Source organism: Christensenella sp. MSJ-20, assembly GCF_044357945.1.
Lineage (GTDB): Bacteria > Bacillota > Clostridia > Christensenellales > QAND01 > QAND01.
On record NZ_CP076563.1, the window covers coordinates 1,135,544 to 1,147,744 of the forward strand.

The window sequence follows — 12,201 nt, forward strand, 5'->3', positions numbered from 1 at the left end:
CTACCCAAGCGTCTCCTTTTTCTTTTCTTCCGTAAAACGCTCGGTCTTCGCCCATTTGACCTTTCTGTGGGTAACGAGATCCCCAATGGCGTCCAGGAAGCCAAGTCCGATGTTCCACATATAGAAATAAAAGTTAAAGGTCAACAACGGCAACAGCTTTACGTCCTGATCAATCCCATCGATCATCAGGGCCGTAGCAATCTCATAGAAAGGCGCAAAATTGCCGTAGCTGTTATATGCCCCCACGAAGAACGCCGCCCACCAGCCCACAAAGACATTCATCTCCCCCAGGAAGAAAAGCGCCACCGAATCCAATAGGGCCAGCGCCAGCAGGAACGGCACCATATACACCATCAAAAGCAAGCTTCCGTCCAGCTTCTCCCGCAGGCTCATGTGTTTGGTCAGCAGCGTCCGAAACAGGTATCGGAACATCACGTTGTTGTGCCCGCTGGACCAGCGGCGCACCTGCCTGCCCCGAACCGCCCAGGTCTCCGGCACCTCTTCATAGCACTCGGCGCCGTTGGCGTAAACCACCTTCCAGCCGCTGGTATAGAGCCGGAATGTCAGCTCGGTGTCATCCGCCAGCACCCGGGTGTTAAAGCCGCCGCTCTCCATCACCAAGTCCTTGCGGAATCCTCCCACCGTGCCACCGTATTGGGGTACGGTTTTCAGGTTATACCGCGCCTGCTGATCTGCTTGATATCCGCCAGAGCGCTCCAAGTTCAGCAGGCGAGTCAGCGTATTGGTATTCACGTTATAGGGAATCACCCGCCCCATGACGGCCCCCACCTCAGGATCCTGAAATGCCAGGGCCAGGCTATTGATCAGGTCCTTGCCTGGGCGGTAATCGGCATCAAAAACAATGACGATCTCCCCCCGGGCAACCTTCATGGCGTCGTTGAGCCCCGCGGGTTTTCCCCGCTCGCCCTCCGAGCGGTGAATGGGCCGGATAAAAGGATACCGGCTGTGGTATTCCTCCAAGAGCTCCGCCGTCCGATCGGAGGAGTTATCGTTGATGGGGATGATCTCCAGCCGATCCCGATCATAGGTGCAGTTCAAAAGGGAATCCAGCACGTAGCTGAGCACCTTCTCCTCGTTGTGCATGGGGATCAGGATGGATACGGTGGGCATATCGCTATCGTAGATATCGCTGTAATACATGCGCTGGCGTCCAAACATCCGGTTATAGGAAAAAACCGCATGGCGCACGGCATAGATCAGCATCAGCAGCACGGTGCATATAAAATATACCTTAAGAATCGTTAAAACCACTTCCATACGGCCCTCCTTTCCCCCGTATTGACACGGCGTATCACATGCTCCACAAACAGGCCATAGAAAAACACCAGGTACAGGAAGTCAAAAAAGGGGCCCAGCGCAAAGAAAACCACCGGCATATACAGTGAGGATGCGGCGGAAAGCAGATACAAAAGCGCAAGATACCGGACGCTTCCAAAGACCAGGGAATATCCCATGATGCCAAAGAAGGTCAGACAGCGCGCTAAAAGGGTTCCGTTGTTCATAAAGCCCGTGACAAAACCGGCGATCACAACAAAGGAAAGCCAGATGCCCACCTGTTGTTTGATGTACAGCTCCGAATATTGGGTAATGGTATAGGGAAAATACTGGCTAGCCAAAGCAAAATAGATGCAGGAGACCACATGGATCAGCAGCATAATGGAGAAATAAATGGAGAGAGGTTTCCCCTTGCGTTTGGAGGTAAAGCAAAACCAGAGCAAGCCAAAGGAGACCAGCAAGTTGATCATGCAGAGCGAAAAACTCGGCGTGTTGGAGGGCAGGGATACAAAATAAACGCCCCCGATAAAGGGGATATATTCCCCGTACTGGATGCCCAGACCCTCCGCAGGCATCACTATGGACAGGCAGCCCTGGGTCGCTCGGCTCAGAAGATTTGTTAGCTGAGGATAGAAACACAAGAGTAGAATCAAGCTTGGCAGAACACAAATCAGAAGAAACAGCAGCTGGTTTTTATAGTCGCTTTGAAACCTGCGGTATGTCCGCGGATAGTATATCTGGTTTTTCTGCATCCGCGGCACCCCATCCCTCTACCCCGCTTGATGGCGAATTACTTGATAAAAGCAACATTAATACTTAGTAAAGTTTACGATAAATAATGCATGGCCTTCAATGGAAAAACACAAAAATATCGACGTATTTCAGCGTTAATTGAGACCGGTCAATTAGTTTATCCAAAATGTATCCTTTGTTTGGAGGGAATCCCAATTTTTTCGGAGTATGGGCCGCAAAATAAGGCGCAAGGGATGGCATAGCGGAGTGATTTTTATGGAGTCCTAAATTCATACTGTGCACCATCTGTTTAAGATACGGGTTGGCCCGCCCTACGCCCCATAAAAAACACCTGCCGCAGAGGAATCTCCGCAGCAGGCGTCCCAAAACGATGGGCTTTCCGCCGGTTAATTGAAGGAAGGAGGGGTAACCTTGGTATCCTGAAATCCGGTGCCCGGAGAGGGGTTCGACATACTAAAGTACATCTTTGCCGCCTTGGTTGTTCCAAAATCCCTGTTGGACCCGGTATCCTGCACCCGGTTAAAGGCTTCCTGGAACATGGCGTTGTGCGCCTCCTCGCGGTTCAGCAGGAAATCGATGGTTTCCTTTACCTTCTTATCGCTGATCTGGCGATAGAGATACTCGTACACCACCTTTGCCCGCTGCTCGGATGCGATATTGGAGAGCAGATCCGCGCAGAGGTCCCCCGTTACCGTCACATAGTCTCCGGTCCAGGAATAGCCCGAGGCATTGATCAATCCAGGGTTCAAGCCAAGAAGCACATGGGACTGAATTTCCCCCGCCGGAACCCGGGTGGCATCCACATCATGGCCGTTTAGAAGGTTGATGGTCTGCGCCACCATCTCCATATGCCCCAGCTCCTCCGCCGCGATGTCCAAAAACAGATCCTTGATTTCGGAATCCTTAATCCGGAAACTCTGGGACATATACTGCATGGCCGCCTTGAGCTCTCCGTTGGCGCCGCCCAGCTGCTCCTGCAGCAGGGCCGCATACTGGGGATTGGGATTTACCACGCCAACCGGATGAAATAGTTGCTTTTCGTGTCGAAACATCTTACACGCTCCTTTCCCCTTTAGTATGAAATCCCTTGATGGTTTTATGTATTTCTTCAAACAAAAAGTTCACAACCGCGTAAGCGGTTTGTGAACTTTTGTGCGGCGACTCGCCGCTGGGTTAGAGTCTGGAACACGAATTGCGCATCGAGATTCTTGACTGCAACGAACGGTTAAAATCGATATTTTCAGAGCCGGGAACAAAAACAAAGCGCACCCACAAAAGTAGATGCGCGATCTGTCTGCGGCGACTCGCCGCTGGCGTACCCGGAGGGATTCGAACCCGCGACCTCTTGATTCGTAGTCAAGCACTCTATCCAGCTGAGCTACGGGTACATGTAATGCTCAAATATCTTATAATAAAGGAAGTGATCTGTCAAGATCATCGCGAAAAATACTCCAACTTGGCCGGACATCCTGTATAATAAATATATGAAACTCAAAAGGAGCCTTTGCCATGTATGATCTTTTGCTTACCAATGCCGTGGTAATTACCGTAGACAGTGCCCACACCCTGTATGACCGGGGATTCGTGGCGGTCAAGGGGGATCGGATTGTCGCCCTAGGGCCCATGGACCAGCTTCCCGACCCACTTCCCGAGGCGGAGCGGGTTCTCAACCTCTCGGGACACGCGGTGCTTCCCGGCCTGGTGGACGGCCATGGCCATGCCGGTCACTGTCTGATCAAAACCCTAGGGGAGCATCTTGACACAGGTTGGGACGAGATGGCTGAAGAAATCTACTACACCTGTACCGACGAAGAATTCTGGTATGCCGAAGGGGCTCTGGCCGCTGCGGAACGGCTCAAATTTGGCACCACAACCGGGGTATCCATGGTGGGAAGCACGCCTCGGGTGGATATCATCGAACCCGTGGGCGCCAGCCTAGCAGGCGGCAGCTCGGTTGGGCTACGGCAGCTATCGGGTATCGGCAGCGCCAACGGCCCCTGGCCCAAGCGGGCAAGACTATTTGAGGAGGACGGCTCCTGCCGCTCCTATTCCGTTACGCCCCAACAGGCCTGGGCTTCCACCGAAGCAGCCGTTCGGGCCTATAACGGGCGGCACCCCCGCGAGCTCTGCATCGTGGCGCCCGGAAAGATGGGCTTTCGTCCCGATGAGTCCGTTGAGAGCAACATACGCCACAACCGGGAGATGTTCCGCATTGCCCAGGAATACGGCGTTCCACTCCATACCCATGCCACCGGCGGAGACGTGCAATTCCTCTATGAGCATACCCCCGAGATCCTCACATCCCACCTATCCTTGACCCACAGTACCGGATATAGCCAGCGGGAGCTGGAGATTCTGCGGGATACCGGCGCTTATGTCTTCCATGGGCCTACCACCAACGGCAATATTCGGGGCCATTGCCCTGTGATGGAGATGCTGGATATGGGCGTCCATGTGGCGGTGGTCACCGATGGCACCGCTCCCGACCGCAGCTTTGACCTATGGAGGGATATGAAAAACGTACAGCTCATCCAGCGGTTCCGCCAGAAGGACCGTGGCAACATCTCCTGCGGAAAGGCCCTGGAGCTGGTTACCATTGAGCCCGCCCGGGCTTTGGGCCTGGATCATCTCATCGGCTCTCTGGAGGTGGGCAAAAAGGCCGATCTCATCGCCGTCAACGTGATGCAACCCCATCTGGCGCCCTTTGGCGTTATGCCGGTACAGCGGCTGGTCTATCACGCCATGGGACAGGACGTGGACTATGCCATCGTGGATGGCATAGTGATGATGGAGGATCGCCGGCTTACGCAGGTGGAGGAACGGACGCTCCTACAGCGGGCGGAGGCCGCCTTTACCACCATGATGAAACGGCTCAACCGACCGGAGCTGCTGGAAAACCCCCATCTGTATGATCTACATCAATAGCCTCGGAAGACCGTAGGTCGTCGCTTGAGAACAGGGACCTCTCTATCCTCCATCGTATTTCGTTGTTTTTAATCGCGTATTTCCATTAAAATGGCGTTGCGGCGCCCCCATATAATTCCAGATATTGTATATTTTATGCATCTCTGGTATGATGGGGATATCAAGATGGTACGACAAAGGAGGTCCCCCATGAAGCGCAACTTATCCTCCGAACAAACCACCCGCCGCTCTTCACAAAAGCTATGGATCCTTGCCTTTTCTTTGGCTTTTTTGATCCCTCTTTTGTTATCCCATCCCCTTTCCACTCAGGCTCAGAACGCCGATATTGCGGCACAAGCGCTGGCAAACGCCGAAAAACGGCCGGCTGAGGCTTCTGTTGTCCCGCCGGAAGAGGATGCGGAAATCCTTAGAGCCATCTCCCAAGCAAAGGAGGGGCTTATGGCGCGCACCGCGGGCTACCGCTACACGGGTAATGGGGAAACCATGGAATACCAGGAGGGCCAGGACATCCACCAATGGCTGTGGGACATGGAAAAGCGCTATGACGCGGGCCTCTACAACGGAGAAAAGCATCCCTACTACCCCGGCGCCGTCAAGGTGCCCGGCGGATGGGATCTGGGGCCTGATCCCACCTACCAAGCAAAGCTGCGCCAGCTCTATGGCGAAGAGGATTACGCTTTGCTGAACGCGCCTATCAGGTGGGAGCGGGTGCCAAACATCATCGGGATGGATGAGCAAACGGCGCTCAATGCCCTTCACGCCAAAGGCTTTGCGGTTCGGGTAGGCTATCGGAAAACCACCGATCCCAGCCAGGACGGCAAGGTATACTATCAGGACATTGGCGCTGGGTGCCTGTTTAACACCAAAGCCGGGCTTATCATCAGTGTTTATTCCCTTGACCGGGAGGGGGAACGGTACCAAAACCCCTGGAGCACCCTTCAGCCATCCCTTACTCCCGATGAAATGAAGGACAAATGGGCACAGGAGCAGGGGCATCCCCTGCCCTCGCCCACACCGGACCCCACGTTCACCCCATGGCCCAGCGACATCATCCCATCGGAAGACCCTAATTGTGTGACCGTAACCAAGCCACCGGCAACGCCGACGCCTGTCCCAACGCCTGCACCCACTAGCGAACCCTCTCCCACGGCGACGCCATCGGCTTCCCAGCCTTCCATCGAACCCAGCCCAGAAGTCCTACAAACACCCGTTCCGCCCTCAATGGAAACGGATGGAGAAAATGAAGGCAATGTACCACAGGATCCCCAATGATGTCTCACCATATAACCAGAAAAAGCGTCCGGATTTCCGGGCGTCTTTTTCTATGAAACGCTTTTCAGATGCATATATATACGAATTATTTTGATAAAAAATTCAAATATTTTGGCCGATTCTATCCTATTTTGGACGGATTTGGCCAAGGATGGCCAGCGGAAAACCGAAAGATGGCGGGATTTGGGCGGCCCATCTCCCAGGCATAGCGCGGCGCTGGAAAGCCGCCCCACTCCCCTTGGGGTTTGGTCCCAGCGGGGAGCTATGGTATAATGACCCCGTTGGGAGTTGATACCCTTTGATCAAAGCGGTATTCTTTGACGTAGACGGCACCCTTTTATGCCATGGAGAACAGGGAATTCGTCCCGGCGTCTCCAGAGCCCTTGCGGCTCTCCGGGAACAAGGAGTTCGGCTGTTTCTAGCCACTGGGCGGCATCCCTTGGAGTATCCCGACTTTGGCGGCATCGCCTTCGATGGATACATCTCCATCAACGGCCAATACTGCTATCGGGGAGACCAGGTGCTGTACCAGAACACCATTCTCCAGGAGGATCGGGCGGCCCTGATCCGCTGGCTGGAGGAAAAGGATCAGGCTTGCATGTTCGTCCAAGACCGGGTGATCTTCGCCAACCGGGTCAACGACGCGGTTCGGGAATACCAAGCCTTTGTTCATTTGCCCCTGCCTCCGATTGCATCTCCGGAGCGGATTCTGGACGGCCCCCTCTTTCAGGTGATGCCCTTCGTATCCCCGGAGGAGGAGCTGGATCTGCTCCGGGTCATGCCCCATTGCCGGGCCACCCGTTGGAGCCATCTTTGCAGTGACGTCATCCCCTGGGAAGGGGGAAAGGCCGTGGGGATCCTCCGCATGCTGGAGCACTTTGGGCTGACCGCGGCGGAAGCCGCCGCTTTTGGCGATGGGGAGAACGATATCACCATGCTTCAAACCGTGGGCCTGGGAATCGCCATGGATAACGCCTCCGCCGCCGTAAAGGCCGCGGCCCGCCGCATCGCTCCGCCCCCCGAACAGGACGGAGTGGCCCATGCCCTTATGGAGCTGGGCCTCATCCATACATTTTAAGGACAGGAGAGTCACTATGGTAGACAGCGTTATCTTTGATTTGGACGGCACCCTATGGGACGCCACCGGCACCGTCATCGACTGTTGGAACGAGGTTCTGGACCGCCATGACGGCATCCGGGAGCACTTCACCGTGGAGGGCCTTCAGAGCATCATGGGACTGCCCACTCCGCAGATCGCCCAACGGCTGCTCCCCTATCTCTCCCCGGAGCGGCGGGAGGCCATCATCGACGAATGCTTCCGGGCGGAAAATGTCTTTTTGGCCCGCCACGGCGCCCGGCTGTATCCCGGCATGGAGGAGGCGGCCCAGGCTTTGAAAGAGCGGGTTCCCCTGTTCATCGTCAGCAACTGCCAGGAGGGGTATATTGAATCGTTTTTTGCTGGAAACGGCACCGGCGGTTACTTCACCGACTGGGAGTGCTACGAGGCCACCCGACGGCCCAAGGGAGAGAACATCCGCCTGGTGATGGAGCGCAACGGCCTAGCCCATTCCATCTATGTGGGAGATACCCAGGGGGACCGGGACGCCGCTCAATTAGCGGGGATCCCCTTTATTTACGCCCGATATGGCTTTGGAGAGGTGGACGGCTATGACCATGCCATCGATTCCCTCTTGGAACTGCCGGAGCTGATCGCGCGCATTTGAAAAAAGAAAAAAAAACAGGGCGGTTGCCCTGTTTTTTTCAGCCTTTGGGCCATTCCTCCCGGGGCTGATTCTTGATGATCACATTGGGATTGCCGTTTACCTCGGGAACGCTGACCTGATCATGCCAGTCCTCCTTGGCCACCTCCTGTACCGCTATCACAAAGGCCTCGGCAGGGGCGCCCAGAAGCTCCATGGCGCGGTCCCCCAGGGCAACCGCCAGCTTTTCCCGTTCTTCCTGGGTCCGGCCCGGAAACATTTTCACGTTGATAAAGGGCATCAAGACCACCTCCAACTTTTTTGATTGGCATCATCATAGCACCCTAGGACGCCGTCCGCAATCCTTTTGGCGGCGCAGCAAAACAAGCTCCGGTCACATAGGAAACCGGGTTTCCAGATGGGAAAAATCCCCAAAAACAAAAAAACGCCCGCGCTTAGTGGTCCTCTTGGTACTCGATGATATCCGACACGGTACACCTTAAAATGGAGCACAGGGTGTCTATGGTAGCGGTGGTGATGGGTTCTCCCTCCCGCATTCGCTGGAAGGTGTTGCTGGACATCCCCTGCTTGAAGACCAGATAATATACCGTTACATTCCGGTCCAGCAGCGTCTGGAAAAAGGGCGCGTAGCTAATCATGGCATCACCTGTTTCCTAAGAATCGGCAAGCCGGACCCGGGCCATTTTCCCATTGCACCGGTACGCCGCCCAGAGCCGCAACCGATACGCCAAAAGCATGGGCCACGCCAAGGGAAACGAAGGCTCCATTGGTTTCTGCCCGGCCTCCGATTCCTACGGTACCATGGCGAAATCATTGACCATACTCAATATATTGAGTATACTTTGGCGTGAGGTGAAGGGGAATGCCGGATTATGAAAAGCTGTACTACTTTCTATTTAATGAGATTTCCGATGTGATCGCGCGGTTGCAGGAAGCGCAGCGGAAAGCGGAGCAGCTCTATATTGCCGGCCAGGAAGAGGGGACGGATCCCATGCTGCCTGCCGACTGGGACGTAATCAAACCTGAAAAAGAATAAAAAACGGAGGCCTTGGCCTCCGTTTCTCTTTCCCGGGACTGAATTTACCGCTCCGTTTCCTCGGAGGCTGGGACCTCGATCTCACCGTGCTCCTTCTCGAAATCGGCGATGCACCGGCGAATCAAATACAGAATCTGTCCGTTTGCTGAGCGTCCCTCATATTTGCTGATATAGTGGAGCTTTCTATGAAGCTCTGGGTCTATGCGTATCCCTAGATGTTTCCCTTTCACGGTCATCCTCTTTTTTCTGTTAGTTTGTCCTGATTTTTTTGATGAATACCAATATAATAAGTACAAAATCAGTAACTTTGTGAAGGATGTACGCTTTTTAAGTACATTAATATTGACAGAAAATTGATAAAATTGACCGCAATTTACCATTTGTAGTAGAATTTGTACCTAATTTGCCGTTTATTTACCGTTTTGTTTATTTTACGATGGGTAATTCGTTCTTTGGGAATACAAAAATTTTCTTCGCTACATAAAAGAATAGGAAATGTGTAAGAATTGTCGAATTTGTCGGTTTTTATTGACGCAGCGGGAGGCCGGCGCGCTTCTATGGTATAATGCTGATAGCGTAACAAAAGGAGGGCTTTTTATGCGGAGAACGGATCGTCAAATGCCCCTGGAGCGGAGCATGGAATTGCTGGCGTCCGGGGAATATGGCGTACTATCTGTGGTGGACGGGGACGGCCTGCCCTATGGGATTCCCTTAAACTACTACTTTTCCCGGGAGGACAACGCCATCTACTTCCATACCGCCAAGGAGGGCCGGAAGATGGAAGCCCTGCTCGCCAATCCTCAGGTACATTTTGTGGTGATCCCCAGGAATGAGATCGCCCAAGACCTTTATACCACCCATTACGAGAGCGTTATGGCCCAGGGGGTGGCGTCCATCCTGGAGGATCCGGAGGAGGTACGGGAGCAGCTGCGCCGGCTTTGCCGCCATCTGGTGCCGGACGCCCTCTACCGGCTGGAGGAGGTCATCGACAAATATAGCACCGTTGCCGTCGTAAAAATTGCCCTCACACAGGTGACGGGCAAGTGGAACCGGGAACAATAGACCGTAAAGAAGGAGGCATCGTCCTATGATCCGATCCATGAGGCCGGAGGACCGGTCCGACTATCTTGACATGACCCATGAATTCCATCATTCTTCCGCCGTCCTTCATCCCACGCCTCGGGCGTATCGAGAGCGGACCTTCGATCACATCGTAGGGGGAAGCCCTTTTGTTCGGGGCTATATCCTGGAGGAGGAAGAGGGGCCGGCTGGATATGGCATCGTGGTGTTCAGCTATTCCACCGAGCGGGGGGGCATGATTTTGTGGGTGGAAGAGCTATATGTCCGGAGCGCCTTCCAAGGGCGGGGGCTGGGCACCGGATTTTTCCGCTATTTGAAGGAGGAGTTTGGCACGCTTCCCAAGGGATATCGGTTGGAGGTAGCGCCCGACAATGAAGGCGCTGCCCGGCTATATCAGCGGCTGGGCTACCGGGACGTCCAGTACCGTCAGTTATTCGCTCCGGACATCTTCCCGGCAGGCTGAGCCTGCACCCTCGCCGCGCAAAAACAACCCGAAAAAAAGCCTACATCGGCCAGCGGCACAGCGCTACCCAGCTTCCCCGTGCCTAACTAGCAGGCTGAGCCTGCACCCTCGCTGCGCAAAAACAACCCGGGAAAAAGCCTATGTCGGCCAGCGGCACAGCGCTACCCAGCTTCCCCGTGCCTAACTAGCAGGCTGAGCCTGCACCCTCGCCGCGCAAAAATAACCCAGGAAAAAAGCCTACATCGGCCAGCGGCACAATGTTACCCAGCTTCCCCCTACCTAACTAACGCGCAATATGGAACCGGTTATTGCCCGGATTACTCCTTTTCCGGGTTGGAGGCTATCATTCGGGCGATGGCATCATCGGTATAGGAGAGCAGCTTGCCCATGCGATAGGCCAGTTGATAGCGGGCATCCCCATGATAGGCCTTGGACTCCACCAGGGCCTTTTTGAGTGCCTTCAGGTCCTGATACTCCTTAAGATCCCCCTCGGCACCGTAAAAGATGATGATGTGCTTTCCCCGGCACATGGACACGGGATAGAGGTCGGTAACCAGCAGATCGCTCTCGGGGTACAGGCGGGTGCCGTATTTCTCACAAGCGGCCCGAGCCGGCTCCAGGAACGCATCCCGCTCCTCCGCCGTTGGGCTGGTATGGCTGAAGGCCATCCGCTTGACCCCCGCCGCCACCATCTCGTTGAAACAGTCAATGACACCGCACCGAAAGGAATACTTGTCGATCTCACGCATATGCGTCCCCTCCTATTTCCTCGGCCCACCGGCCGGTTTTTGACCGTATCCAGGATTTCAACCCATGCTCCGTCTCAAACGAGGCCAATCCGGGTACAGGGCACTCGCCCTGCCAGGAGGTCGCTGAGCCGATGCCGGGCATGGCCGATGATCACCGTGGTACCGGCCATGGCGGGCTCTTTGATGAACTCCAGCTTGGCTCCCGCTCCGTTGGCCCCCGCACGGCTGGCCCCCACGCAGCTGCGCTGCAGCTCGGAGATCCGCCGCAGCAGTTCCTGGGAATCCTTAGCCGTTACCTCCCGCACCAGGGTGCCGGGGTCCGCGGGATCGGCATAGATACCCTCCACCCCCGACAGGATCACCAGGGTGCGCGCCTTGACGGTAAGGGCGATGACCGCCGCGGTTTCATCGTTATCGATGCATTCCACCGGATGCCCGCCCCCCTCCCGGGTGATGGCGGCAATCTCCATCTTTCGGTTTTCGGTAGAGGAGACCGGGTCGTTATAATTGACGATGGGAATGGCGTTCTGCTCCTTGGCCCGAAGCAGCAATCCCTTGATATGCGCCCGTTTCTGAGGGTCGTTGAAATGCTGGTGTTCCACCAGCACCTGGCGCACGGAATACTCCGGCCGGACAAAGCGGCGGTAGTTTTCCATCAGGATCGCCTGTCCCTGGGCAGCGTAGTCGGTCTTCACCTCATCCATATCCCCGTGGAGCTCCCGGCCGCCACTGCGCTTTAAATAGTCCAGACGGCCGATCTCGGTGGCGCCGCTGCTGACCCAGATCATCCCGGGGCGCAGCTCGGCGGATAGACGAGAGAAGATGTTGTAGTCGATGTCGTTATCCTCCTTGCGGATCAAGGCCATGGACCCAATCTTTCCCACTACATCGTATTCAAAGTTCATG

The 12,201-nt window shown here is 55.1% G+C and carries 15 protein-coding genes and 1 tRNA gene; 7 read left to right on the plus strand and 9 right to left on the minus strand.

The features are described 5' to 3' along the window. The 4 genes from KP626_RS05790 to KP626_RS05805 all read right to left on the minus strand — a co-directional run bounded on the left by KP626_RS05790 (position 1) and on the right by KP626_RS05805 (position 3,437). A complete protein-coding gene (locus KP626_RS05790) occupies positions 1-1,278 on the minus strand; it encodes a glycosyltransferase (RefSeq protein WP_395975689.1) in 1,278 nt (425 codons plus the stop codon). Then, a complete protein-coding gene (locus tag KP626_RS05795) occupies positions 1,263-2,048 on the minus strand; it encodes a hypothetical protein (protein ID WP_395975691.1) in 786 nt (261 codons plus the stop codon). The genes KP626_RS05790 and KP626_RS05795 overlap by 16 nt, the downstream gene beginning before the upstream one ends. Positions 2,049-2,435: 387 nt before the next feature. Further along, positions 2,436-3,101 (minus strand): manganese catalase family protein, encoded by a 666-nt coding sequence (locus KP626_RS05800; protein ID WP_395975693.1) that lies wholly within the window; start codon positions 3,099-3,101, stop codon positions 2,436-2,438. Positions 3,102-3,360: 259 nt separating this feature from the next. Continuing rightward, positions 3,361-3,437, minus strand: a tRNA-Arg gene (locus KP626_RS05805). A 121-nt stretch (positions 3,438-3,558) separates the two neighbouring features. Here KP626_RS05805 and KP626_RS05810 point away from each other — a divergent pair. The 4 genes from KP626_RS05810 (at position 3,559) to KP626_RS05825 (ending at position 7,970) form a co-directional block, all read left to right on the plus strand. Further along, positions 3,559-4,974, plus strand: coding sequence for an amidohydrolase family protein (locus KP626_RS05810; protein WP_395975695.1), 1,416 nt, complete (start codon positions 3,559-3,561; stop codon positions 4,972-4,974). 189 nt (positions 4,975-5,163) lie between these two features. Further along, a complete protein-coding gene (locus tag KP626_RS05815; protein ID WP_395975697.1) occupies positions 5,164-6,246 on the plus strand; it encodes a PASTA domain-containing protein in 1,083 nt (360 codons plus the stop codon). Between the two features lie 298 nt (positions 6,247-6,544). Beyond that, positions 6,545-7,324: a Cof-type HAD-IIB family hydrolase gene (locus KP626_RS05820; RefSeq protein ID WP_395975699.1), complete on the plus strand. Its 780-nt coding sequence runs from the start codon at positions 6,545-6,547 to the stop codon at positions 7,322-7,324. A gap of 16 nt (positions 7,325-7,340) precedes the next feature. After that, complete coding sequence (locus tag KP626_RS05825) at positions 7,341-7,970, plus strand: HAD family hydrolase (protein WP_395975701.1); 630 nt, start codon at positions 7,341-7,343, stop codon at positions 7,968-7,970. 37 nt (positions 7,971-8,007) lie between these two features. Here KP626_RS05825 and KP626_RS05830 read toward each other — a convergent pair whose 3' ends face one another. Continuing rightward, on the minus strand, positions 8,008-8,247 hold the full coding sequence (locus KP626_RS05830; RefSeq protein WP_395975703.1) for a 4-oxalocrotonate tautomerase family protein: 240 nt from the start codon (positions 8,245-8,247) through the stop codon (positions 8,008-8,010). Positions 8,248-8,401: 154 nt separating this feature from the next. After that, positions 8,402-8,605 (minus strand): helix-turn-helix domain-containing protein, encoded by a 204-nt coding sequence (locus KP626_RS05835; RefSeq protein ID WP_395975705.1) that lies wholly within the window; start codon positions 8,603-8,605, stop codon positions 8,402-8,404. Positions 8,606-8,829: 224 nt separating this feature from the next. Between KP626_RS05835 and KP626_RS05840 the strand changes: the two genes are divergently transcribed. Beyond that, a complete protein-coding gene (locus tag KP626_RS05840; RefSeq protein WP_395975707.1) occupies positions 8,830-9,003 on the plus strand; it encodes a hypothetical protein in 174 nt (57 codons plus the stop codon). Between the two features lie 44 nt (positions 9,004-9,047). On the opposite strand, the gene KP626_RS05845 is transcribed toward KP626_RS05840, so the two are convergent. Next, positions 9,048-9,233 (minus strand): hypothetical protein, encoded by a 186-nt coding sequence (locus KP626_RS05845; RefSeq protein WP_395975709.1) that lies wholly within the window; start codon positions 9,231-9,233, stop codon positions 9,048-9,050. Positions 9,234-9,600: 367 nt separating this feature from the next. Here KP626_RS05845 and KP626_RS05850 point away from each other — a divergent pair, with 367 nt between their 5' ends. Beyond that, positions 9,601-10,065 carry a pyridoxamine 5'-phosphate oxidase family protein gene (locus KP626_RS05850; protein WP_395975711.1) on the plus strand — a complete coding sequence of 155 codons (465 nt, stop codon included), beginning with the start codon at positions 9,601-9,603 and terminating at the stop codon, positions 10,063-10,065. Between the two features lie 25 nt (positions 10,066-10,090). Then, entirely contained in the window at positions 10,091-10,546 is a 456-nt protein-coding gene (locus tag KP626_RS05855; protein WP_395975713.1) for a GNAT family N-acetyltransferase, read from the plus strand. Between the two features lie 317 nt (positions 10,547-10,863). On the opposite strand, the gene KP626_RS05860 is transcribed toward KP626_RS05855, so the two are convergent. Both KP626_RS05860 and KP626_RS05865 read right to left on the minus strand, forming a co-directional pair. Further along, entirely contained in the window at positions 10,864-11,295 is a 432-nt protein-coding gene (locus KP626_RS05860) for a hypothetical protein (RefSeq protein WP_395975715.1), read from the minus strand. A 74-nt stretch (positions 11,296-11,369) separates the two neighbouring features. Beyond that, complete coding sequence (locus tag KP626_RS05865) at positions 11,370-12,200, minus strand: uridylate kinase (protein ID WP_395975717.1); 831 nt, start codon at positions 12,198-12,200, stop codon at positions 11,370-11,372. Between the last annotated feature and the right edge of the window lies 1 nt (position 12,201).

Coding starts and splice junctions, on each gene's coding strand:
- KP626_RS05825 (WP_395975701.1), top strand. CDS start 7,341: ATGGTAGACAGCGTTATCTTTGATTTGGACGGCACCCTATGGGACGCC.
- KP626_RS05860 (WP_395975715.1), bottom strand. CDS start 11,295: ATGCGTGAGATCGACAAGTATTCCTTTCGGTGCGGTGTCATTGACTGT.
- KP626_RS05840 (WP_395975707.1), top strand. CDS start 8,830: ATGCCGGATTATGAAAAGCTGTACTACTTTCTATTTAATGAGATTTCC.
- KP626_RS05830 (WP_395975703.1), bottom strand. CDS start 8,247: ATGCCCTTTATCAACGTGAAAATGTTTCCGGGCCGGACCCAGGAAGAA.
- KP626_RS05795 (WP_395975691.1), bottom strand. CDS start 2,048: ATGCAGAAAAACCAGATATACTATCCGCGGACATACCGCAGGTTTCAA.
- KP626_RS05800 (WP_395975693.1), bottom strand. CDS start 3,101: ATGTTTCGACACGAAAAGCAACTATTTCATCCGGTTGGCGTGGTAAAT.
- KP626_RS05835 (WP_395975705.1), bottom strand. CDS start 8,605: ATGATTAGCTACGCGCCCTTTTTCCAGACGCTGCTGGACCGGAATGTA.
- KP626_RS05790 (WP_395975689.1), bottom strand. CDS start 1,278: ATGGAAGTGGTTTTAACGATTCTTAAGGTATATTTTATATGCACCGTG.
- KP626_RS05855 (WP_395975713.1), top strand. CDS start 10,091: ATGATCCGATCCATGAGGCCGGAGGACCGGTCCGACTATCTTGACATG.
- KP626_RS05850 (WP_395975711.1), top strand. CDS start 9,601: ATGCGGAGAACGGATCGTCAAATGCCCCTGGAGCGGAGCATGGAATTG.
- KP626_RS05810 (WP_395975695.1), top strand. CDS start 3,559: ATGTATGATCTTTTGCTTACCAATGCCGTGGTAATTACCGTAGACAGT.
- KP626_RS05815 (WP_395975697.1), top strand. CDS start 5,164: ATGAAGCGCAACTTATCCTCCGAACAAACCACCCGCCGCTCTTCACAA.
- KP626_RS05865 (WP_395975717.1), bottom strand. CDS start 12,200: ATGAACTTTGAATACGATGTAGTGGGAAAGATTGGGTCCATGGCCTTG.